The 22,104-nt window shown below is 60.0% G+C and carries 16 protein-coding genes; 9 read left to right on the plus strand and 7 right to left on the minus strand.

All coding sequences use genetic code 11. The features are described from left to right. Positions 1-41: 41 nt before the first annotated feature. Positions 42-911: a bifunctional DNA-formamidopyrimidine glycosylase/DNA-(apurinic or apyrimidinic site) lyase gene (gene mutM / locus P792_RS21950; RefSeq protein ID WP_023977403.1), complete on the minus strand. Its 870-nt coding sequence runs from the start codon at positions 909-911 to the stop codon at positions 42-44. A gap of 30 nt (positions 912-941) precedes the next feature. On the opposite strand from mutM, the gene P792_RS21955 reads away from it, so the two are divergent. Genes P792_RS21955 through P792_RS21975 form a run of 5 tightly spaced genes read left to right on the plus strand, consistent with a single transcriptional unit; the run spans position 942 to position 6,490 of the window. Continuing rightward, complete coding sequence (locus tag P792_RS21955) at positions 942-1,727, plus strand: class I SAM-dependent methyltransferase (RefSeq protein WP_023977404.1); 786 nt, start codon at positions 942-944, stop codon at positions 1,725-1,727. Positions 1,728-1,733: 6 nt separating this feature from the next. Continuing rightward, positions 1,734-2,936, plus strand: coding sequence for a bifunctional phosphopantothenoylcysteine decarboxylase/phosphopantothenate--cysteine ligase CoaBC (coaBC, locus tag P792_RS21960; RefSeq protein WP_023977405.1), 1,203 nt, complete (start codon positions 1,734-1,736; stop codon positions 2,934-2,936). 6 nt (positions 2,937-2,942) lie between these two features. Further along, the gene (dut, locus tag P792_RS21965) at positions 2,943-3,404 is read left to right on the plus strand and encodes a dUTP diphosphatase (RefSeq protein ID WP_023977406.1); all 462 of its coding nucleotides are present in this window, start codon (positions 2,943-2,945) and stop codon (positions 3,402-3,404) included. A 36-nt stretch (positions 3,405-3,440) separates the two neighbouring features. Then, on the plus strand, positions 3,441-5,156 hold the full coding sequence (locus P792_RS21970) for an ABC transporter permease subunit (protein WP_023977407.1): 1,716 nt from the start codon (positions 3,441-3,443) through the stop codon (positions 5,154-5,156). After that, positions 5,153-6,490 carry a nitrate/sulfonate/bicarbonate ABC transporter ATP-binding protein gene (locus tag P792_RS21975; protein WP_369794190.1) on the plus strand — a complete coding sequence of 446 codons (1,338 nt, stop codon included), beginning with the start codon at positions 5,153-5,155 and terminating at the stop codon, positions 6,488-6,490. The genes P792_RS21970 and P792_RS21975 overlap by 4 nt, the downstream gene beginning before the upstream one ends. 124 nt (positions 6,491-6,614) lie before the next feature. Here the strand turns inward: P792_RS21975 and msrA are convergent, their stop codons facing one another. Then, a complete protein-coding gene (gene msrA, locus P792_RS21980) occupies positions 6,615-7,160 on the minus strand; it encodes a peptide-methionine (S)-S-oxide reductase MsrA (RefSeq protein ID WP_023977409.1) in 546 nt (181 codons plus the stop codon). Between the two features lie 7 nt (positions 7,161-7,167). Then, positions 7,168-9,093, minus strand: a complete 1,926-nt coding sequence (locus P792_RS21985; protein ID WP_031239910.1) for a CocE/NonD family hydrolase — start codon at positions 9,091-9,093, stop codon at positions 7,168-7,170. Between the two features lie 203 nt (positions 9,094-9,296). Between P792_RS21985 and ilvD the strand changes: the two genes are divergently transcribed. From ilvD to P792_RS22000, 4 genes are all read left to right on the plus strand, one after another. Beyond that, positions 9,297-11,147, plus strand: a complete 1,851-nt coding sequence (ilvD, locus tag P792_RS21990) for a dihydroxy-acid dehydratase (protein ID WP_023977411.1) — start codon at positions 9,297-9,299, stop codon at positions 11,145-11,147. Between the two features lie 753 nt (positions 11,148-11,900). Next, positions 11,901-12,143: a hypothetical protein gene (locus tag P792_RS35730; RefSeq protein ID WP_023977412.1), complete on the plus strand. Its 243-nt coding sequence runs from the start codon at positions 11,901-11,903 to the stop codon at positions 12,141-12,143. 15 nt (positions 12,144-12,158) lie between these two features. After that, positions 12,159-12,941: a hypothetical protein gene (locus tag P792_RS35735; protein WP_023977413.1), complete on the plus strand. Its 783-nt coding sequence runs from the start codon at positions 12,159-12,161 to the stop codon at positions 12,939-12,941. Between the two features lie 169 nt (positions 12,942-13,110). Beyond that, the gene (locus P792_RS22000) at positions 13,111-13,926 is read left to right on the plus strand and encodes a DUF1868 domain-containing protein (RefSeq protein ID WP_161630797.1); all 816 of its coding nucleotides are present in this window, start codon (positions 13,111-13,113) and stop codon (positions 13,924-13,926) included. 81 nt (positions 13,927-14,007) lie between these two features. Here P792_RS22000 and P792_RS22005 read toward each other — a convergent pair whose 3' ends face one another. The 4 genes from P792_RS22005 to P792_RS22020 all read right to left on the minus strand — a co-directional run bounded on the left by P792_RS22005 (position 14,008) and on the right by P792_RS22020 (position 21,997). Then, positions 14,008-16,410 carry a TonB-dependent receptor domain-containing protein gene (locus P792_RS22005; protein WP_081866803.1) on the minus strand — a complete coding sequence of 801 codons (2,403 nt, stop codon included), beginning with the start codon at positions 16,408-16,410 and terminating at the stop codon, positions 14,008-14,010. A 192-nt stretch (positions 16,411-16,602) separates the two neighbouring features. Further along, positions 16,603-17,298, minus strand: a complete 696-nt coding sequence (locus P792_RS22010) for a tetratricopeptide repeat protein (RefSeq protein ID WP_023977416.1) — start codon at positions 17,296-17,298, stop codon at positions 16,603-16,605. Between the two features lie 335 nt (positions 17,299-17,633). Next, complete coding sequence (locus P792_RS22015; RefSeq protein WP_023977417.1) at positions 17,634-20,321, minus strand: valine--tRNA ligase; 2,688 nt, start codon at positions 20,319-20,321, stop codon at positions 17,634-17,636. A 206-nt stretch (positions 20,322-20,527) separates the two neighbouring features. Continuing rightward, entirely contained in the window at positions 20,528-21,997 is a 1,470-nt protein-coding gene (locus tag P792_RS22020; RefSeq protein ID WP_023977418.1) for a TolC family outer membrane protein, read from the minus strand. Positions 21,998-22,104 lie beyond the last annotated feature (107 nt).

The raw sequence follows: 22,104 nt of genomic DNA on the forward strand, positions 1-22,104 counted from the left end.
CCAGCGGAGGGCTCGCCTTTAGTCTAGTTTCACGCTGCCAGTCAAGCGTCCTCTAAAGAAAGTGGCAGCTGACGCCGCGGACAATAGAAGCTTGACCGCCCTGCCTGCACCAGACGACGGATTCCCCCGCACGCCGGAAAGCCCGGACATTCGGGACAGGGCTCCCCTTCGCGGCCATAAACCTGATGCAGATCCTGAAACGCCCCCTTTTTCCCTTCGGCATCCACATAGTCGCGCAAGGTGGATCCCCCCGCATCGATTGCCTCGCGCAGCACGGCGGGGATGATCTCTGCAATACGGGCAATCTGCGTTTCATCCAGAGACGAGGCCAGACGTTCGGGATGAATCCCGGCGCGATACAGGATCTCGCATACATATATATTGCCAAGCCCGGCGACGACATGCTGGTCGAGCAAGGCTGTCTTGATGGGCGCGCGCTTGCGATGAAGCTTTTCATGAAGATAGGCAGCATCAAAGCCAGGTTGAAGCGGATCAGCGCCAAGCTGTCGCAGCAGGGGGTGCCCTCGCTCCCGCCCTGCATCGGCCAGCAGAAAGCAACCGAAACGCCTTGGGTCGACAAGGCCGATATGTGTCCCATTATCGAGCCTGAGGGTGACATGCTCGTGGCGCTGAGGCTGATAGGCTCTACCCTTTGCTGAGCCGGGCGTGATTCTTATCCGTCCGCTCATACCAAGGTGTATCAATATGGTCGGGCCACGCATGAGGGCAATCAGCATGTATTTGCCCAGGCGCGTTGCATCACGGATCTTCTTGCCATCCGCCCTGATCGAAAGATCATCGGGCACCGGCCAGCGCAGATCGTGACGCACCTCGGTGCTGATGATACGGCGACCGGCAAGCGCCGATCTTAATCCATTCAGGATGGTTTCAACTTCTGGTAGCTCTGGCATCTTGGGTGCCGACACTATATCCAGAGAGACATGACCGACAACGCATCATTTCCCCCTCCCGAATCAGCGTACGCCGACAGGGACGAAACCACCGATTTCGGCTACCGCTCTGTCCCGCGGGCTGAAAAGAAACCTCTGGTGCGCGCCGTGTTCGACAGCGTGGCGGGTCGCTATGACGTCATGAACGATGTGATGTCGCTTGGTATCCACCGCGTATGGAAGCGCATTTTCATCAACACGCTCGCACCGCGCCGCGACCTGAAGCTGCTCGATCTGGCCGGAGGCACCGGCGATATCAGCTTTGGCTGGCTGCGCAGCAATGGCGGCCCTGTCCTGCTGACGGACATCAACGCCTCAATGCTCGAGGTTGGCCGGTCACGCGCTGCCAGCAAGGGTTATCTGACAGACATCGAGTTCTCGGTTGTCGATGCCGAGGCCATTCCCCTGCCCGATCGCAGCGTCGACCGTGTTTCGATCGCTTTCGGGCTGCGCAACTGCACCGACAAGGATGCTGTCCTGCGCGAGGCCCGCCGCGTCCTGCGTCCGGGTGGCAAGTTCTGCTGCCTCGAATTCTCCCATGTGCAGGTGGCGGCTCTGGCCCCGATCTATGATGCCTGGTCGTTTGGCGTTCTGCCCAAGATGGGCCAGATCATCGCCAAGGACTCCGAGAGCTATCAGTATCTGGCGGAAAGCATCCGCACCTTCCCCGAGCAGGAGGTGCTTGCCGAGATGATGCGCAATGCCGGTCTTGAAAAGGTCAGCTATCAGAATCTCTCTGGCGGTATCGCAGCCATCCATTCCGGCTGGAAGCTCTGATTTTCCATGCGCGCCCGGGTCATCCTGATCATTGGCGGTGGTATTGCTGCCTATAAATCACTGGAACTGATCCGGCTGCTGCGCCGGAGCGACATCGCGGTCAAGTGCGTATTGACGCAATCGGCCACGCATTTCGTGACGCCGCTCGCCGTGCAGGCTCTCTCGGGGGCGCCGGTGCATACCGAATTGCTTTCCTTGGCCGAGGACAGCCAGATGGATCATATCGCGCTATCCCGCAGCGCCGATCTGATTGTCGTCTGTCCTGCAACCGCCAATATGCTGGCCCGCATGGCGAACGGTCTGGCGGATGATCTCGCCACGACACTACTGCTTGCGACCGATACCCCGGTGCTGGTCGCCCCGGCGATGAATGTGCGCATGTGGCAACATCCGGCCACACAATCCAATCTGGCCACCCTGCATCAGCATGGTTGTTTCTTTGTCGGGCCGGATGACGGCGAAATGGCCTGTGGCGAGTTTGGTCCTGGTCGCCTGAGCACGCCGGAGACCATTCATGCGGCGATCGAGGCCGCATTGTTTCCCCATACGCCGCTCGCCAGCCGTCATGTGCTCGTCACGGCGGGGCCGACCCATGAGCCGATCGATCCCGTACGGTTCATCGCCAATCACTCATCGGGCAAGCAGGGCTACGCCGTGGCAGAGGCCTGTGCGCGGCTTGGTGCGCGGGTCACGCTCGTCAGTGGGCCGACAAACCTGCCCTGCCCCGAATCTGTGACACGCATCGATGTGCAGACAGCACGCGAAATGCTGGCGGCGTGCGAAGCGGCCCTGCCAGCCGATATCGCAATCTGCGCGGCTGCGGTGGGTGACTGGCGCATGGAAGACATCGCCACGCAAAAGCGCAAGAAAACACCCGGCCAGCCTCAGAAACTTGCCCTTGTCGAAAACCCGGACATACTGGCGACACTCTCGGCGACCAGACCGCAACGCCCGGAACTCGTGATCGGCTTTGCCGCCGAAACAGAGCACCTCGAACACAATGCCCTTAGCAAACGGGCGCGCAAGAACTGCGACTGGCTGCTGGCCAATGATGTCGGTGCGGATCACCGCATTTTCGGAGGGGATCGCAACAGGATCCTGTTTCTGTCCGATGCCGCGCCCGATTACTGGCCCGAAATGACCAAGCGCGATGTCGCAGCGAAACTCGCCGCTCTGATCGCCGACCATTTTTCCTCTGCCTCAAGGTAAGGTTTCATGTCTCCGCTTCCCGTTGAACTCGTCAGGCTTCCTCATGCCGAGGGGCTCGACCTTCCCCATTATGCCAGCAGCGGGGCTGCGGGCATGGATCTGCTGGCCGCCATCGATTCGGATATGATTATCCGCGCCGGGGAACGCGCCCTCGTGCCGACAGGTCTCAAAATCGGCCTGCCCGCTGGCTATGAGCTGCAGATACGCCCGCGATCAGGTCTTGCGCTCAAGCATGGCATTACCCTGCCCAACACACCCGGTACGATCGACGAGGATTATCGTGGCGAGATCGGGGTGATCATCCTGAACACTGGCCGCGAGGATTTCGTCGTGACACGTGGCATGCGCATTGCCCAGGCTGTTCTCGCTCCCGTCATTCGTTTGACATGGGTCGAGGTTTCCGAGTTGGATGAGACGGCACGTGGCACCGGGGGTTTTGGCAGCACAGGTATCCTGCGCACACCCTGACATCACCAATACGCCTCTGACGCGAGGAAGGAGAGCATGTCGCCATTTCAGGCGCGACGCGGCACACGCGGGCCGGATCGTAAGGCAGGACTGACAGCATCGCTTGTCGGTATCCTCGTCGTGGTGGCGGCGCTGGCTCTCGTCTCGCGCCTGGTTCCCGCGCAGCTGGCGGCCTTCCAGCATCACAGCGTGACAACGCCCCATTTCCGCTCTCTGGCCGGGCTCGGGGTATTGCTGGGCGATCTGGGTCATACGACGCTGCGGATGATAGCGGCTACCGTGGCCGGCGCCCTGCTGGGTGCATGCCTCGCCCTTGCCGCAGCAAAGACACCGCCTGTGCGCGGTGCAGTGCTCACCGCCCTGGGCGGTATGCATATGGTTCCGCTTCTCTGCCTCCTGCCCTTTCTGCATCTTCTCGGCTTCGAGGTTTCCGCGATCGGGATCACCGCGCTTTGCCTTGCTGCCCCCATTGCCAGTGCAGCCCTGGGTGCCTGGAGCACAATTCCCCGCGCGCTCGATGAAGCGGCCAGAGGGCTTGGTCTGACAAGCTGGCAGCGTCTTTGGCGGCTTGAAGCCCCTTATGCCATCCCGGATTGTGTGACGGCCCTTGCCCGCACCATGCCGCTGGCCTGGTCGCTTCTGATGGCTGCCGAGATGCTGCCGGTAAACGGCACATTGCCGACACGCCCCGGGCTTGGAACCCACGCGGCGCAGGCCGCGGCTCTGGGGTCGTTCTGGGAGTGCCTGCTGGCGGCCGGGCTTATCGGTGTTCTTGCCTTCCTTTACGATAGCTGCCTTGTCTTTCCCTGGCAGATCTGGGCGGATCGATATCGCCTGCGCCCGGTTTTTGAGCATGTGGCCGATCCCTGGATGCTCAAACTCTGGCGCCGTACCCGCCTGCTCAAGATCGCCGGTGAGCATATGCGGCGCTGTCTTGCATGGCTGGGCGATATGCCGATCGGCCGTCGTGGCTTCCGCCCTTCTGGCGCGACACATCCGGCCTCACCGCTGATCGGGCTCTCATCGCTCGCTTTTGCCCTGCTGATCGTGATGGGCTTTTTCTACCGCCATCATGCGCTAGGGCTGCATGATCTCGTCGTCGTGGCCGAGCAGAGCCTTGTCTCGGCCCTGCGTATGACGCTCGCCCTCCTCCTTGCTCTTGCGCTGTGGCTGCCGCTGGGTGTCTGGCTCGGCCTGACGGCACGGCGCGCCGAGATCGCGCGCATGGTGACGCGCTTTCTGGCGCTCTATCCAAAAAACATCCTGTTCCCGCTGCTGTGCCTCGGCCTGACATTGCTCGGGTTGTCTCGGTTCGTCTGGCCGCTTGTTCTGTGCTTTTTCTTCATCCAGTGGCTTTTGTTGGCCCAGATCCTGCGCGGTATGAGGAGCTTCCCGGTGGATCTGCTGCAAGCCGCCCAGAACATGCAGATTCGCGGCTGGCTGTGGTGGCGCAAGATCATTCTGCCCGGCATCGCCCCCATCCTGCTTGAGGCCGTCAGCGCGGCTTCGATGACGGGATGGACCATTCTGATCCTTGCCGAACGTTCGTCCTGGGCCCTTCACGGTGAGGATGGCGGCGGCATTGGGGCTTATGTGGCCAGAGCCATCGAGAATGGTGATCTGCCACGCGTCGTGCTTGGGGCTGCTGTTATCACCCTGTGCATTGCGCTGGGCGAATTCATGGTCTGGCATCCCATCCGCCTGCAGATCCGCCGCCGTATCCCGTCATCCCTGAGCCCACCCGCCAAATGAGCATGGAGCCCGTCATGCAGGAAAGCCTGCTCTCGATCCGCAATTGCCTGCAGGTTTATCAGAAGGAGAGCAGCACCGACCTCCCCGTGCTTGAGGATGTCAGCTTTGACCTCCACGCGGGTGAAATCGTCGGGCTCGTCGGGCGTTCAGGCTCCGGCAAATCCACGCTTTTGCGTATCGCCTCAGGACTGATCCCGCCCAGCGCTGGAGAGATTCTCTGGAAAAACCAGAAGCTGACCGGGCCGACACCCGACATCGCCATGGTCTTTCAGTCCTTTGCGCTGTTTCCCTGGCTTACGGTCCGGCAGAATATCGCGCTTGGACTCGAAGCCAAGCGTCTGCCGCGCCTCGAATGTGAACAGCGCTGCGATGACATGATCGATCTCATCGGCCTCAATGGCTATGAGAACGCGTTGCCAAAGGAGCTTTCCGGGGCCATGCAGCAGCGCGTGGGGTTGGCCAGGGCTCTGGTCATGCAGCCAGACCTTCTGCTGATGGATGAGCCTTTTGCCTCGCTCGACATGCTCACCGCGGAAAACTTACGGACGGACCTGATCGAGCTCTGGTCGGAGAAAAGACTGCCGACACGCGCCATGATGCTCGTGACCCATAACGTGGAAGAGGCCGTGTTGATGTGTGACCGCATCCTGCTTTTTTCATCCAACCCGGGACGAGTCTCGCATGAGCTGACGGTACCGTTTCCCCATCCGCGCAACCGTGACGACGCCGCATTCCGGCACTTCGTCGATCATATCTATACCCTCATGACACGCAGGGCGCCCCTCATCTCGGAAGCCAGTCTTGAAAGTGGCACCGCTGCGCCGCCCCCCCATCCCATGGCGCTGGTCCTTCCGCCCATCCCCATCAATGTCCTTGTCGGCCTGCTCGAATCGCTGGCAGCCGCCCCGCTCAACGGACGAGCCGATCTGCCCCACCTTGCCGAGCGCCTTCAGATGGCGCTCGATGATCTGTTTCCGCTCGGTGAGTCCCTGCAGCTTCTCGAACTGGCCGAGCTCGAGGATGGTGACATTCTCATCACCGAAGCGGGCGCCCGTTTCGTCTTGGCCGATCAGGATGAGCGTCGGGAAATCATGCGCACGGCGCTGCTTCATCATATCCCGCTCATCCGTTCAATACGCGCCGTGCTCGATGAACGCTCCGGGCATCGCACCGGGGCGGATCGCTTCCGGGAAGAGCTGGAAACCACCATGTCGCCGGGCTACGCCGAGCAAACGCTCATGACGGCGACCAACTGGGCACGCTACACCGAGTTATTCGATTTCGACGAGGAAGCCGATCAGTTCATGCTCGATCGGGAGGCCACCGGGTACTGAACGATCAGCCTCAGATTGGTTCCGGCGACACCCGGCGCCGTGACGATACCGCTTGAGGCCCGCACTGCGAGACATCAAGCCGGCCCGCCATGATATGCGAGCCGGTTGGGTCAGATGACTCTGATCAGGCCTTCAGACGATCGCGATACATCTTGCGGGCTTTCGCGACCTTCGGGGCAACCACAGCGCTGCAATAAGCTGTCTCGGGATTACGCGCGAAGTAGTCGTGATGCTTTTCCTCGGCTTCCCAGAACACGGCGGGGCCGGCAATTTCGGTCACGATCGGATCTGGCCAGATTCCTGAAGCCTCAATTTCCTGCGTAACCTCGCGGGCGATGGCGTCCTGTGCCTCATCCAGCGCAAAAATGACCGAGCGATACTGCGTCCCGATGTCATTGCCCTGACGGTTGAGCTGGGTCGGATCGTGGGTGGTATAGAATACGCGAAGGATATCGCCGTAGCTGATTTCCTGCGGATCAAACACGACTTCCACCACTTCCGCATGGCCCGTCGCGCCTGAGCACACCTGCTCGTAACTCGGGTTCTCGCGTCGGCCGCCAGCATAGCCGGGCTGAGCGGATTTGACCCCGCGCAATCCGGTGAAGATCGCTTCGGTGCACCAGAAGCACCCGCCCCCGATCAGGGCTTTTTCCACAACTGCCTCGCTCATGCGCGCCTCACTGGTTTACAACTGGAAGATAGATGCTGCTGGCCTGAGCCCCACCGTGAGAGATGGTCTGCGTTGCAGTTTTGTAGTCTGCCGCCTTGGCATCGAAGATGTTCGAGACATAGGTTTGGGGGTTGCGATCGTAAAGGGGGAACCAGCTCGACTGGATCTGCACCATGATACGATGTCCCGGCAGAAAGACATGGTTCACCGCTGGCAGGGTGAACTTGTATTCCTCGACCTTGTTCGCAGGGATCGCCTCGGGATGCGCGAAATCATGACGGTAGCGACCACGGAAGATATCCATGGAGACTGCCAGCTCGTAGCCGCCCATTTCGGGACGATCCGCCGTGACGCCGGGATAGACATCGATCACCTTTACCACCCAGTCGGCATCCGTCCCTGTTGTTGCAGCGAACAGATCCGCCGTCGGCACGCCTGATACACGCACCGGATGATCCAGAACCGGCGTCTGATAGGTCAGCACATCGGGGCGGGATTCTGCAAAACGCTGATCGCTGACCAGCCAAGGCTTCCAGCGCGCGCCATCGGCGAAGCTATACGGCCGCGTCATGAATGGCACCGGGTGGGACGGATCGGAAACATAGCTGTCGGTACCAGGCTTGGCACGCTCGAAGCTCAAGCCGTTTGCTTCACCCAGATAGAGGCGCTCACCTGTACCAACACAGCTCTCACCGCAATTTCCCAGCCAGCCACGCAGGTGATCCCAGCGGTTATCGCCCGTATTGTAGATGATCGCGTCGTCTAGATTGACCTTGGCACTGCCGGGCTTGAGATACTGGTCAAAGAACGGACGCATCACATGGCTGCGATACCAGAGCGCCGTATCGCCGTTGAAATGCAGCGGGCCGAGTGTCGAGCCATCGTAATTCACACCGCTATGGCGCCACGGCCCCATGACGAGGATATTCGGCACCTTGGGGTGGTCCTTGCGTAGCATCATCCAGCTATGGATGGCGCCCCACATATCTTCCTGGTCCCAAAGCCCCTGCTCCCAGATGGTCGGTACGGTGAGAGGGTGCTTTGCCAGAAGCTTGTCGAGCGCCTGGTCCTGCCAGAAGGCGTCATAGGCCGGATGAGCCTTGGTACGCTGCCACCACGGAAACTGGTCGAGCCCCGCCTTGGTCGCAAAAGCGCCTGCCGATCCGGCTTCGAGGAAGTTCGTGTAGTCATCGACGTTCTGGCGGGGGATGCCGTCGCCCTCGCCCTTCTTCGTCATCTGCATGGTGAAGTAGTCGAAGCTACCCTGACGGAAGGCACCGTAATGGAACCAGTCATCGCCCATCCAGCCATCGACCATGGGGCTTTCAGGGGCAGCCACCTTGAGCGCCGGATGGGGGTTGAGAAGCGCCATTACCACAGTCCATCCTTCATAGGATGACCCGGTCATGCCCACACGGCCATTGCTCTGCTTCACGTTCTTGATCAGCCAGTCGATCGTGTCCCACGCATCGGTGGTGTCGTCGGTCTTGCTGGGGTTGAGCGGGCCGATGGGCGGGCGCGTCATGACATAATCGCCCTCCGATCCATATTTGCCGCGCACGTCCTGAAAGACGCGGATATAGCCGCCATCGACAAAGACGCCGTCACCCTGTGGCAGCACGTTGCGCATCTCGGCAGCGCCCGAGACACGATCAGCGCGCTCGGAAGCATGATAGGGCGTGCGCGTCAGCAGGATCGGGGCTTCATGGTCCCTGGCTGCTTTTGGAATGACGATAACCGTGTGAAGTTTCACACCGTCACGCATCGGGATCATGACATCCTGCTTGATATAGTCGCGCGCCGTCTCTGGCATCTGGACATGAGCAGGAATATCGGAGCCGCGCTGCACCATATCAGGCGTGACAGAAAGACCGTTTCCTCCCTGGGCCAGGGCCTGCGAGGCCCCTAGCAGACAGGAGGTCACAAGAAGCATGGATCGGGTCAAATGGCCAACGCGCACGCGGTTTTTCCTCTGGTTCAATGACAAGCGGCGCGATGATTGAACAGACTTCCCCTTGCGGCAAGCGATTGGCCACGTTATTTCGCACAGGGTAATAAAAATACTCGTGCGGGCTCGTTGCTATTGCATTTCATGCGCAACACGCCCCCCCACTCCAGCTCTCCCGGATCAGTCTCATGCCTGCCTATCGTTCCCGCACCACCACCCACGGCCGCAACATGGCCGGTGCCCGCGCGCTCTGGCGTGCGACGGGCATGACGGACAAGGATTTCGGCAAGCCCATCATCGCGGTCGCCAACTCCTTTACGCAGTTCGTGCCCGGTCATGTGCATCTCAAGGATATGGGGTCGCTGGTCGGTGGGGCGATAGCTGAAGCCGGTGGCATTGCGCGCGAGTTCAACACCATCGCGGTGGATGACGGGATCGCCATGGGCCATGGCGGCATGTTGTACAGCCTGCCCTCGCGCGAGCTGATCGCCGATTCAATCGAATACATGGTCAATGCCCATTGCGCCGATGCGCTGGTGTGCATCAGCAATTGCGACAAGATCACGCCAGGCATGCTCATGGCCTCGCTGCGTCTGAACATCCCTGTCGTGTTCGTCTCGGGCGGGCCTATGGAAGCCGGCAAGCTGGACGGCCCGGGTATCAACCGCAAGCTCGATCTCGTGGATTCCATGGTTGCCGCCGCCAATCCGAAGGTGTCGGATGCAGAATCGGAAGCCATCGAGCGCTCTGCCTGCCCGACCTGCGGGTCGTGCTCGGGCATGTTCACCGCCAATTCCATGAACTGCCTGACCGAGGCGCTGGGTCTTTCCCTGCCGGGCAATGGCAGCCTGCTGGCCACTCATGCTGATCGGCGCGAACTCTTCCTTGAGGCCGGGCGTCTGGTCGTTTCGCTTGCCCGTCGCTGGTACGAGCAGGATGACGCAACCGCCCTGCCGCGCAGCATTGCCACCAAGGCAGCTTTCGAGAACGCTATGACGCTCGATATCGCCATGGGCGGTTCGACAAATACGGTTCTGCATCTGCTGGCTGCCGCGCGTGAGGCCGGGGTGGATTTCCACATGGCCGACATAGACCGTCTGTCGCGCAAGGTGCCCAATCTGTGCAAGGTCGCGCCTGCGAAGAACGACGTGCATATGGAAGACGTGCATCGTGCAGGCGGCATCCCGGCCATTCTGGCCGAACTCGCCCGCTGCGACCTCATCGATACAACCGCCCATACCGTCCATGCGCCGACCCTCCAGGACGCGTTGAAGAAATGGGATATTCTTGAAGGCGATGACGACGCCTGCACGCGCTTTCTGGCCGCACCGGGCGGCGTACGTACCACCCAGGCCTTCTCGCAATCCAGCCGCTATCATGCGCTCGACACCGACCGTCAGCACGGCGTGCTGCGCGATCGCACCCATGCTTTCTCGCAGGATGGCGGACTGGCTGTGCTCTACGGCAACCTCGCCGAAGCGGGCGCCATCGTGAAAACGGCGGGCGTTGTGGATAGCCTCCTGACCTTCACCGGGCGGGCCCGCGTATTCGAAAGTCAGGAAGACGCCGTGTCAGGCATTCTCGCAAACAGGATCGTCGATGGCGATGTGGTGGTCATCCGCTATGAGGGCCCCAAGGGCGGCCCCGGCATGCAGGAAATGCTCTACCCGACCAGCTATCTAAAATCCAAGGGTCTGGCCGAGACCTGTGCGCTGATCACGGATGGTCGCTTCTCGGGCGGCAGTTCGGGGCTCTCGATCGGTCATATCTCACCCGAAGCAGCCGAAGGGGGATTGATCGGCCTGATCGAGGATGGCGACCAGATCGAAATCGATATCCCGAACCGCGTGCTGCGTGCCGTGGTGGCGGCTGATGTGCTGGAAGCCCGTCGCGCTGCCATGGAAGCAAAGGGGGATGCCGCCTGGACCCCGGATCGCGTGCGCGAGGTCTCCCCGGCGCTGCGAGCTTATGGCCTTCTCACCACCAGCGCCGCCAATGGTGCCGTGCGCGATCTGAGCCAGATCTCGCGCAAGGGCTGACCGACTGGCCATGATTCCGGCTTACCCGAGGATCATGGCCTGCTCTACCGTAGAGACGTGCCTGGAAACGCTTGCAACAGAAGGCATCAATACGGCAGGAGTGCAGGGGCTGACCTGTGTCGTTGAGATCTGAGGATAAACCTGTGCCCTGTAAGAGAACGCTAGGCGAGCCTCCCGCCCCGGTAGGCAACCGCCAACAGGCGGCCTCTCGCAAAAGAACATCCTGAAACAGACCGTTCATCCCTTCCCTAACCGGAATGATAGGCTGTCCTCTCCGCGTCCAAGAGCGTTCACGCACCTGTTCCGGGCTGCCACAGATCACGGGTCATCGCGACACCGAAAGACAATCATGGTGGGGCCATGACAAAGCACCGGAGACTCACCCATACCCCGCGCGTGTTGCTGGCGGCCCTGCCGGGACATCGCCACCTGCGGCAGAGAAGATTTCCGCAATCGAGGCGGAAAACACTTGGCGCTCCTGACAGCCCGAAGAGGCCTTTTGCCCTTTTCGAATCCTTGGTGGCTTTGCGATACGGTATTGCCACGCCGAAAACATTTCGAATTGATATCATTCTCTCCCCGATTATAGACTTTCCGTCAGACCGGAAGGGTCCTGTCTTCGTTCAGTAAGGTCCTGATTGCTCCGAGCGCGATTGAACCTGGGACTTCACCCAACGTCTGCGTGATCCGAACCGGCAATCGCCCATCGGGGAGATTCGTGCGATGCTAATTGCCAGGACGATACAAGCGCTCATGATCCTCATTGCGCTCGCTGGCACCGGCGTTGCCAGAGCCCAGACAACCGATCGTATCGTGAACGCGGCAATCGTCGCGCAGAACTGCGTCGAAGGTGCCACGATCCTTCCTTTGCTCGGCGGTCCGGATGACGCCCCCATCATACCTGTGCGGGTCGAAGGGCACGATGCAGCCATGTATGTGAGCCCCTTATTCGGCCATCTGTTTGTCAGAAATGCGGGGGCAATCTGGTTCATCTAGGGACCGAGCCACCCGATGATCGCCCAGGCCCAAACTGACGCACCGACTGAGACAACAAGGGTCGATACACTTGAGATCGGGCCGATCGTGCTCCACGACCTCGTCGCAGAGCGCTATGATGATGGCCCGCTCAAATCTCTGGCTGGCAGACCAATCATTGGTATCATCGGGCGTCCAATTCTACGGCATTTGCGGCTCATGCTGGATGTTCCCCATGAGAAGCTGGGCCTGCTGGCCTGGCGAGGCGGGCCGCAATGTGCCGCAGGGCCGGAGGGGCTTTTCACACGCAAGCCAGAGATCATCGATCTCGATCAGGAGGACCGCATAACAGCCTTCATCGACAATCACCCTGTCCATATCAGGCTCGACCCCGATCTGGTCCGTAGCGCCCTGCCAAGGGAGACGGTTACTGAAACACTGGCTTCGGCTGCCGATCTGGAGAAGGACCAGCCTGTCGTCACGAAGTTCGGGACAACGCAACGAGGCGTTCGCCATCGCTTCAATGACCTGCGCCTTGGCACGCGCGACTTCGGACCGACGGAATTCCTCGTGCTGGAAAACCTTTTCGACGGCGCCTTGGGCGCAAGCTTTTTCAAGCACGAGGTTGCCTTGATTGACTTTCACCATGGCAAGTTTCTCTTCGCACCGAGCACATCTCAGGTAAGTCAGCCGGATCTCGGCCTCCATTTCGATGCCTCGCATGAGGGGATCGCAACCGTACATGATACGCCACGCGAGGGCATAAATGGCCGACCCGTAGCCTTGGGAGGGCAACTGGCGCACGACGCGACGCCCTGAACCAGGGACTCCATCGCCGTTCCAACCCAATGCCGGATCGTACCGCAGGAAAACGCGTCAGTGCCATTTAGCGAACATGTCATGCACAAATGCGACATTTCGTGCCATTGAGATGCCTCGTCGTTACTTGCCCTGCGCAGACATGCTCAAGGCTTCCGGAATGTCTCTCATGCAACGCTTTTCCGCACTGCCCGTCTCAGACCGGCGTACTCTCCTGCTGGGCCTGGGCGCGCTCTTTCTGACAGGGGCGGCGCCCGCCTCTACCGCAGACAGAGAACCGGGCTGTGACGGGCCGCCCCTTCCAGTAGGTGGAGGCGATCGTCAGGGCAAGTTCGATGCGCAGGGCAAGCCTCTGTATTGGCCCGGCAACACGACGATCTGCCCTTTTGCCGAGACCCATCCCCTGTCGGTGGCCATGCTGGACATGAACGCCCTTATCCGCCGCGACTGGTCTGACCATATCGTGCCGACCCCGCCATCGAGCTACCATATGACAATTCTTGGTGGGGTCGACCCAGAGCAGAAGGCAAAGAACAACTGGCCATCAGGCATTTCCCCCTCGGTCACGATCGAGCAGACAACCGCGATCCTGCGCGATCGTCTCGCATCGAAAGCCTTCGAGTTTCCCGAGAAGATAGAGGTAGAAATCGACGCAGACCGGTTCCATGCGCCGCTGGTTGGTGTGCCCCTGCGCCCAGCGAATGCCGCGATGGCTACAGCCCTGTACGATTTACGCCGTCAACTTGCCGAGGCGATCGGATTTCATCCGGACAACCTGATGAGCTTCATGTTTCACGCGACCTATGGCTACAAGATCCGCCATATCCCACATACGCAGAAAGCACCTCTGCGCAAGGCTGTCCATGAATGGCGCCGCGTGACAGCCGAGAAGCTGGGAACCATCGAAATTCCGCCCCCAGTGTTCTGTCGTTTCGAGACGATGTTCGCCTTCACGCCGCTTCTTGCCCTGTCTCGCAAGGGCTGAATACCCAAACACCCTCACACCCGGAGGTGGAGGATCCCGCAGGTCTTGCCTGCCTGCGGGACCCGGGTCGAGCAGCCGCCTTCAATAGGTGAAGGACAGGCTACCCAGGAAGGTGCGACCGACCGACGGGGTTGCGCGATCGCTGAAGAGGTTGGAGTAGTTCAGACGATTGGCAAGGTTGTAACCGTTGAGCGCAAGGCGCCAACGATGGCCGACCATGTGTGACACCATCGCATCCCATTCTGTTGTATGCGGCACGCGCGCCGTGTTGGCTGCATCAAGCCAGACAGAATCACGCCATGTCAGCCCGCCACCAAAAGTGAGGTTCCATGGCTTGTTTGGCGCAATCGTATAGGTGCTCCAGATCGTCGCCATGTTCTTGGGCGCATACTGGATGCGCTTGCCGATATCGGCCGGTGTCAGCGAGCCCGTCGTCGTGGCATCGTAATAGGCATAAGTGCCGATCAGGCTCCAGTTGCGGGTGATCTGGCCCGAAAGGCTGAGTTCCACGCCCTGATTGCGCTGGCTGTCGCTCGACGACGACACACTTCCGGTAGAGGGATCGGTCATCAGCGCGTTGCCCTTCTCCAGGCGGAACAGCGAGGCCGTCGCGCCCAGTCGGCCATGCAGGAACTGCTGTTTGACCCCGATTTCATACAGGCTCGCCTTTTCCGGCTTGAATCCCTGTGTAGAGCTTTTGAGGGGCTCGGCACTATTGGTCACGTAGAGCCCGAGCGGTGTGGTTGAGCGCGCCCAGTTGAAATAGACCATCGTGTTGTCGCTGGGCGTATACATCAGACTGACAGTCGGATTGATGGTGTTCTGCTGCTGAGACAGGCGCGTATCGGCAGCTGTCGCCCCTCCGGTTGCAGAATAATGACTGTTCCAGTGATCCCAGCGGAAGCCTCCGCGAATGGAGAACCACGGCGCGAGCCACATCTGCTCCGAGAAAAATGCCCCGACGTCGGTGGCATCGCCGGTCTTGTAAAGCTTGCGTCCGGCCCCGCCGGAGAGATTGACAAGGTCGTACTGGTACTGCCCGAAGCCACCCAGCAACAGCCCCGGCTGAACATGCGAGGGATCGACCAGACTTGTGGTGTCGGTGCGCGTGCCGTTCTGCCCGTTGAAGTTATAGGCGTAGTTCTTGCGGCGATCGTAGATATGCTCAACATCCCAGCCAGCAATGATCTGGTGCCGGATGGAGCCCGTTCGGAAGTTGGCACGCGCCGAGAAGACGTTCTGAACGGACCAGTCATTCTGCTGATAGGGCTCGGGCCCGCCAAGATGACCGCGCCTGTTGACCTGAGCGGCTAAGGGATTTGTGAAAAACAGCTTCTGGCAAGTAGCGTCGCAGCCGGGCTGCGACGCCGAGAAGTAACGGTCGTACAGCCCGCCACGCAAATCGTCGGAAATCGTCAAGTGCTGGCTGATTTCAGAATTGAGGCGCGCGGTCAGCATATTCACATTGGATACGTCCTGATCGTAATTCGTGCCGTACCAGTTGTGACGGTTCAGCCCGTATTCCGTAGCCGGGCGCCCGACCGTGCTTCCGGGTTTCGTGACAATCGGCACGCCATAATCCGGGATGCGGTTATCGGATTGATGAAAATACTCAAGGGTAAAGCTCGTGCGGCGTCCGAGGCCAAAGCCGATTGACGGCGCGAGTCCCCAGCGATGCGAATAGATGTTATCGCGCCCAACAACATTGTTTTCGTTGCCCATGCCGGTGATCCGGATCGCCGACGCGTCGCCAAGCTGTTTGTTAACGTCCAGCGTGCCGCGGTAATACTCGCCCGAACCGCCGGAAAACTGCGCGTTATAGCTGTCACCCAGATGGGCGACCTTGGTCACGATATTGATGGCACCGCCTGTGGTACCATTGCCGAAGACCTCGGAAGATGGGCCCTTGATGACCGAGATATGGTCGTAATCGAAGCTGTCACGTGTATAGACGCCGAAATCGCGCAGGCCGTTTTCGTAGATGTCGTTCTGAGCCGCAAAACCGCGTATCAGGAACTGATCACCCGCCATACCGCCCTCACCCTCGCCGACCGACGCTGTAATGCCCGGCACGTTTCGCAGCGCCTCGTCGAGGGATTTGACGTTCTGCTGCTGCATCAGGATCTGGGGCACCGCATTGACCGTCTGCGGTGTGTGCATGATGTCCTCGGGCATACGACCCAGACCGATAGGCTGATGCAGGATGTTCATGCCTGTGCCACGCACCAGCAGATTCTCCTCGCCTCCCTTACCGGGAACGGCATCCGCTGAATCGGGCTGCCTCGCCCTCGTGTCCGGTCGATCCGACTTGTCCGCCCTGCTTTGCAGAGCTCCATCATGAAGAGCCTTGTCACGTCGGGCCGCACTGCGGTGAGCCCCCTCACGATTCCCGTTCTTGTGACGTGCTGTATCATGGGGCGCCGCCTCGTCATCCGACTGCACAGACTGCGCCTGAGCCTGCGCCGAGGTGCAGGCGAGCGTCATGCCGACAATGAGCGTCAGGGGATGTGAGGGACGTACCCGTTTAGCCGACACGATCATTCTCCTTGTCTGTAGCGGGATTCGCTCCCGGCAATTGAGAATGGTTCCTATCTTTCGGCTTTATCGCCTGCAATCGTCTCGCAATTGCATCATGCGTGTTTATGTCTTTGTGTTGCTTATCTGCGACACATCATGTCATCCGCCGCCGGGTGACGTCGTCACACCGAGAAGCGCCAGTCTGGTGTGGACTCGAGGCAGAAGGTCGCGCGCACGCGGGTCATCCAGTGCGCGAAGCCTCTTTTGCATGGCGAGCAGCACATCCGTTGTCGCATCAGCCAGCGCTTTCTCCCACCAGTCCAGCGCCTCCATCTGCTTTCCGAGGGCGAGAAGTGCCGTCGCGTAATTATGCTGCCCTCGATAATCTCCTGCTTCTGCTGCTCGGCGATACCAGACAAGCGCTGTGGCGGGGTCCCGCGGTGTGTGCCACCCCTCCTCGATGAAACGGGCGAGAAGATTCATCGATTTGGGATGCCCGGCTTCCGCCCCGGTGCGGAACAGGGCGAGCGCGCGCGGCAGATCGGCCGTCATCCCGATGCCACGCATGGTCATGATTGCAAGATTATAGTTGCCCCAGAGATCGCCCTTTGCGGCGGCGATTCCGTAATGCGTCGCAGCCGCGGGCAAATCGACCGGGCCACCCCAGCCGAAATGATGGCAGCGCCCGAGCATATTATGAGCCGGGCCATAGCCTGAGGAGGCGGCGATACCGTACCATTGTCTCGCCCGGACCGGGTCTGACGGAAGGTAGATACTCTCAAGCAGGATATCGCCCCACTGAACCTGAGCAGCAACATGCCCCTGATGAGCCGCCTCACGAATAGCGCAGATCATTTCTGGCAACTCGGGGCGGTCATCACGAGGTGATGTCCCCCTTTTTATCCGCCGCGATATGAGGCGTTTGAGATGAGACAGCACGGGTACGCCCCCAGAGTAGTCAGGCCGCCGCAAAGGCGGAGCCATCTCGCTCTATGCGCTGAAGTATCCTCACGCAACTGCGAATCTCTCGCATAACGTGCTCGATTCTGGAGGGAACGGGCTTGGGCGAAACCCAATTGGGCCCTTGCCCCAACATGGTATCACCCTCCCTGCCTGTCATGAACGGTACGTTGGACAGGCGGGGGTCATCGCGCAGAGCGCGTCGGCCACTCTGCGTGACGCTTGAGGGATCAGGCCCCGGCAAGCCGTGCCAGCGCAGCCTGGAGGCGCTCGCGATCATGGGTGAAACTCGCCAGACGCTCGCGATTCTCCTCGACCACCTCCGGCTTGGCACGCGCCACGAAATCGGCATTGCCCAGCTTGCGTTCGACCTTGTCGATTTCCTTGGCCAGACGATCGATTTCCTTTTCCAGACGCTGGATTTCAGCCCCGATATCGATAAGTCCTTCCAGCGGAAGGACGAGTGTTGCCTCATCGATTACCGTCAGCGCGGCTGCCTTGGGGGGCTCGCCCGCCAGAGCGGAGACCGATGTTACGCGCGCCATGCGCCCGATCACCGTGGCCCAGCGCTCGGCACGTTCCAGCGTTTCTGGGGTGGCATCACGCAGCAACACAGGCACCATCTGCGCCGGCGGGATGTTCATCTCCGAACGCAGGGTACGAATCTCACTGATAAGACGGATCACCCAGTCCATCTCATGAGACGCGATTTCGGCTCCCTGCGGCGGAACGAGGGTCGGCCAGGCGGACTGTGCCACACTCCCGCCAAACCCGAAGGATTGCCAGAGCTCTTCCGTCACGAACGGGATGACGGGATGCATCATCTGCAGGATAGCGCCGAGAACATGGGCGGCGACCGCACGGATTTCATCCTGCTCCGGCGTGTTCTCCGCGGCAAAGGCAGGCTTTGCGAGTTCAAGGAACCAGTCGCAGAACACGTTCCAGACAAAGCGGTAGCATGTGCCCGCGAACTCGTCGAAACGATAGGCGTCGAGCGCTGCCTTGGCACTCGCAACGGCTTTCGATGCTTCATCGAGGATCCAGCGTCCGAGCACGCTCTGCACGCTGGCCGGGTCGAAGCCGCTCACAGGCTTGACGCCGTTCATCTCGCAAAAGCGCGCTGCATTCCAGATCTTGGTGATGAAGGTGCGGTAATCTTCCACGCGCTTGCGGCCGAACTTGATATCGCGCCCCGGACCCGTCAGGGCACAGATTGCCATACGTGTCGCATCTGCGCCGAACTCGGCCACGAGGTCGAGCGGATCGAGGCCATTGCCCTTGCTCTTGGACATCTTCTGGCCGCGCTCGTCACGCACCAACCCATGAATCAGGACCGTGCGGAATGGCACGTCATCCATGAAGTGCAGGCCCATCATCATCATCCGGGCGACCCAGAAGAAGATGATGTCAAATCCGGTGACGAGCACACTCGTCGGATAATAACGCGCGAGTTCCGCCGTCTTGTCTGGCCAGCCGAGCGTTGTGAAAGGCCAGAGCGCCGAGCTGAACCAGGTGTCCAGCACGTCCTCGTCACGTGTCAGGCTGACATCATCGCCGAACTGCGCACGTGCCTGAGCAAGGGCCTCTTCCTCGCTGCGTGCCACAAACACGCTTCCCTCCGGGCCGTACCACGCCGGGATACGATGCCCCCACCAGAGCTGACGGCTGATGCACCAGGGCTGGATGTCACGCATCCAGGCGAAATAGGTGTTCTCCCATTGCTGGGGCTCGAAGCGGATGCGCCCCTCCTCAACCGCCTTGATGGCAGGCTGAGCAAGGGTTGCCGCGTCGCAATACCACTGTTCGGTCAGGCGCGGCTCGACAATGGCGCCGCCGCGTTCGGCGTAGGGCACCTGAAGCGTATGCGGTTCGATTTTCTCGATATGCTCGAGACGTTCCAGTTCCTCCACGATACGCTTGCGCGCTTCAAGACGGTCCATCCCTTCGAGCGACCGCACGAAGTCGATAGAGGAAAGCCCCTCGATCTCCTGCAACTCGGACGCGATTTCATCCAGCCAGATTGCTGCTGCCTCGTCCAGGATGCTCGGCATGGGCAGATCATGCCGCTTGCCGACCTCGAAATCGTTGAAGTCATGTCCGGGTGTGATCTTGACCGCGCCGCTCCCTTTCTCCGGATCGGAGTAAGTATCGGCCACGATAGGAATGCGACGGCCCGTGAGCGGCAACGTCACGAACTTGCCAATCAGCGCGGTATAACGCTCGTCTTCCGGATGGACGGCCACGGCGGTATCGCCAAGCATGGTCTCGGGGCGCGTGGTACCCACGACAATGGTCCCGCCACCCTCGACCGGGTAGCGCAGATACCACATGGAGCCCTTGGTCTCCTTGTTCTCGACCTCGAGATCGGAAATGGCGGAGCGGAACGCCGGGTCCCAGTTAACCAGACGCTTGGCACGGAAGATCAGGCCCTGCTGATGCAGGGTGACAAAGACGTCGCGCACGGCGCGTGACAGGCCCTCATCCATGGTAAAGCGCTCGCGCTCCCAGTCGGCCGAAGCACCGAGCGTACGCAATTGCTTGATGATCTGGCCGCCGGATTGCTCTTTCCAGGCCCAGACGCGTTCAAGGAATTTTTCGCGCCCCATCTCCTTGCGGCTGACGCCTTCCTTGTCGAGCACGCGTTCGACAACCATCTGCGTGGCAATGCCGGCGTGATCTGTGCCGGGCTGCCAGAGGACATTACAGCCTTCGAGGCGCTTCCAGCGGATCAGGATATCCTGAAGGACGAAATCGAGCGCATGACCGAAATGCAGCGTGCCGGTGACATTCGGCGGCGGAAACATGATCGAAAAAGCGTCGCCCCCTTTTTCAGGATGCGCTGCAAAAAGACCTTCTGCCTCCCACTGGGCATAGAGGCGGGCTTCACATGCCGCTGGGTCAAAGGTCTTTTCGAGCATTGTCTTCCTGTCACCTGTCTTGCCATATCCGCGGACCTGACGGGCCGGATATGAATCGAACGTCCAATGACAGCACTTTACAGTTTACACTGCGCCTCGCCAAACCCCTCGTTTCAATCAGCGTACCCGGATTCTGGAAATGACAGGGATTCTCGGCCTGAGCAGGACATGAAGCCTCGCCCGATTATCACCCCATGATTCCCAGATTATCGTCCAGGTTGGCTAACGGCATAGTCATTGATGCCCCACAAGCGATCCTTGACGGCTTTGTAGTAGGCTTTTTCATCGTAGAGCGGCACGTCGAGTTTGAGATCGACAGCTGTCAGGCGCCCCATCGCCGCAGCCACAGCATAGGACGACTGCACGAGCCCCGCCAGATTCTGCACGAGAGCCGTCTGAGCCTGAAGAAGGGTCTGCTGCTGCTGAAGCACTTCCAGCGTAGAGCTGGTGCCAACGATGGCCTGACGCTCGACACCATCGAGCGCGATGACGTTGGCTGCAATGGCCGTACGGTTGCTCGTGATCGAATCGTTGTATGCGCGGAATTGCTGCCAGTTGGAGGAGGCATCCTGGGCTGCTGAACGCCGGGCAATCTCGGTCGCTCTGCGCGCCGCCAGATATTGCTGTCGTGCCTGTCGCACTGCAGCGTATTCCGATCCGCCCTGATAGATAGGTACGTTGAAATTGATCATACCGTACTTATTGTCGGTGACCATTTTTCCGTAGCCTTGGTTTTTGATATATGAGTATCCAAGCGTTGCAGAGATCTTCGGGAGGATCTGGGCCAGCTGTACAGAGAAATTATCTTTCTGCTGCGCTTCAATGAACAGAGCATTGATGATTTGAGGGTTGTTGCGGGTCGCCTCGGCAACAACGTCCTTCTCCGCTTTAACCGGCAGCGCCAAAGGCTGGGGTGCGACCAGATTCGGCGCAGGAGGAACGCCGACGATCTGAAGATATGTCGCCTGCGCTGCTCGTAACGTTCCCTCACTTTGCTGGCGTGTTGCCTTAGCCGTTGCCAAAGCAGCCTGTGCCTGAGCGACATCGGTACGCGTGATCTCGCCCTGCTGGAAACGGTCCTGCGTCGCCTTCAGCTGCTCCTCAAGGACGTGCTCGTTATTGATATTGATCTGGAGGATCTGCTCGCTGCGGATTACGCCCAGATAGACATTCACCACGTCGTTGAAGACTTGCTGCTCGGTTTCTATCAGCTGCGCACGCTCTGCAAGAACAGTGTTGACGGCTTGGTGTGTCTGCGCCGTTGTCTTGCCACCCGTATAAATATTTTCGGTGATCGTCACACCACCCTGATATCCAGGGGTCGAGTATGACCTACTATAAGCAGGCGTGCCAAAGCTTGAACCTGGCTGTGGACCCTGAGCACCATAGATATTCGCGCCTTGATAGTAAGTGAGAGCCGCCTGACCCTGTATCTGCGGCCTCCACCCTGCGAGTGCTGAAGGTACCTGCTCGTCGGTGGCGCGCAATCTGGCGCGCTCCTGCCGCAGTGTCGGATTAGTCAGATAAGCCGTCGCCAGCGCTTCTTGCAGCGTATGCGGGATAAATTCAGGCGAGCCTTTGCCGTCATAGGTTTGCGCAAGTGCCGTCGTACTGTTCAGGAGCGCGATCAGACCGACACTGAGCGAAGTATAGGCTTTTAATTGATCCGTTTTCATGGATGGCCTTTCGATTGACGACAACGCTGCAACGGCGTGATGACATTATTCATGCGCTGATACTGAGGCGCGCTTGAGGCCTCATATGCCATATCCAGAGGCATTCG

It is taken from the genome of Asaia sp. SF2.1 (assembly GCF_000505765.1).
Lineage (GTDB): Bacteria > Pseudomonadota > Alphaproteobacteria > Acetobacterales > Acetobacteraceae > Asaia > Asaia bogorensis.

Excerpts from the sequence above, each read along its gene's own strand:
- P792_RS21955 (WP_023977404.1), top strand. The coding sequence starts at position 942 with ATGACCGACAACGCATCATTTCCCCCTCCCGAATCAGCGTACGCCGAC.
- mutM (WP_023977403.1), bottom strand. The coding sequence starts at position 911 with ATGCCAGAGCTACCAGAAGTTGAAACCATCCTGAATGGATTAAGATCG.
- P792_RS21975 (WP_369794190.1), top strand. The coding sequence starts at position 5,153 with ATGAGCATGGAGCCCGTCATGCAGGAAAGCCTGCTCTCGATCCGCAAT.
- P792_RS35735 (WP_023977413.1), top strand. The coding sequence starts at position 12,159 with ATGATCGCCCAGGCCCAAACTGACGCACCGACTGAGACAACAAGGGTC.
- ilvD (WP_023977411.1), top strand. The coding sequence starts at position 9,297 with ATGCCTGCCTATCGTTCCCGCACCACCACCCACGGCCGCAACATGGCC.
- P792_RS35730 (WP_023977412.1), top strand. The coding sequence starts at position 11,901 with ATGATCCTCATTGCGCTCGCTGGCACCGGCGTTGCCAGAGCCCAGACA.
- P792_RS22000 (WP_161630797.1), top strand. The coding sequence starts at position 13,111 with ATGCAACGCTTTTCCGCACTGCCCGTCTCAGACCGGCGTACTCTCCTG.
- coaBC (WP_023977405.1), top strand. The coding sequence starts at position 1,734 with ATGCGCGCCCGGGTCATCCTGATCATTGGCGGTGGTATTGCTGCCTAT.
- P792_RS22015 (WP_023977417.1), bottom strand. The coding sequence starts at position 20,321 with ATGCTCGAAAAGACCTTTGACCCAGCGGCATGTGAAGCCCGCCTCTAT.
- msrA (WP_023977409.1), bottom strand. The coding sequence starts at position 7,160 with ATGAGCGAGGCAGTTGTGGAAAAAGCCCTGATCGGGGGCGGGTGCTTC.
- P792_RS22020 (WP_023977418.1), bottom strand. The coding sequence starts at position 21,997 with ATGAAAACGGATCAATTAAAAGCCTATACTTCGCTCAGTGTCGGTCTG.
- P792_RS21970 (WP_023977407.1), top strand. The coding sequence starts at position 3,441 with ATGTCGCCATTTCAGGCGCGACGCGGCACACGCGGGCCGGATCGTAAG.
- P792_RS22005 (WP_081866803.1), bottom strand. The coding sequence starts at position 16,410 with ATGACGCTCGCCTGCACCTCGGCGCAGGCTCAGGCGCAGTCTGTGCAG.
- dut (WP_023977406.1), top strand. The coding sequence starts at position 2,943 with ATGTCTCCGCTTCCCGTTGAACTCGTCAGGCTTCCTCATGCCGAGGGG.
- P792_RS21985 (WP_031239910.1), bottom strand. The coding sequence starts at position 9,093 with ATGCTTCTTGTGACCTCCTGTCTGCTAGGGGCCTCGCAGGCCCTGGCC.
- P792_RS22010 (WP_023977416.1), bottom strand. The coding sequence starts at position 17,298 with ATGATCTGCGCTATTCGTGAGGCGGCTCATCAGGGGCATGTTGCTGCT.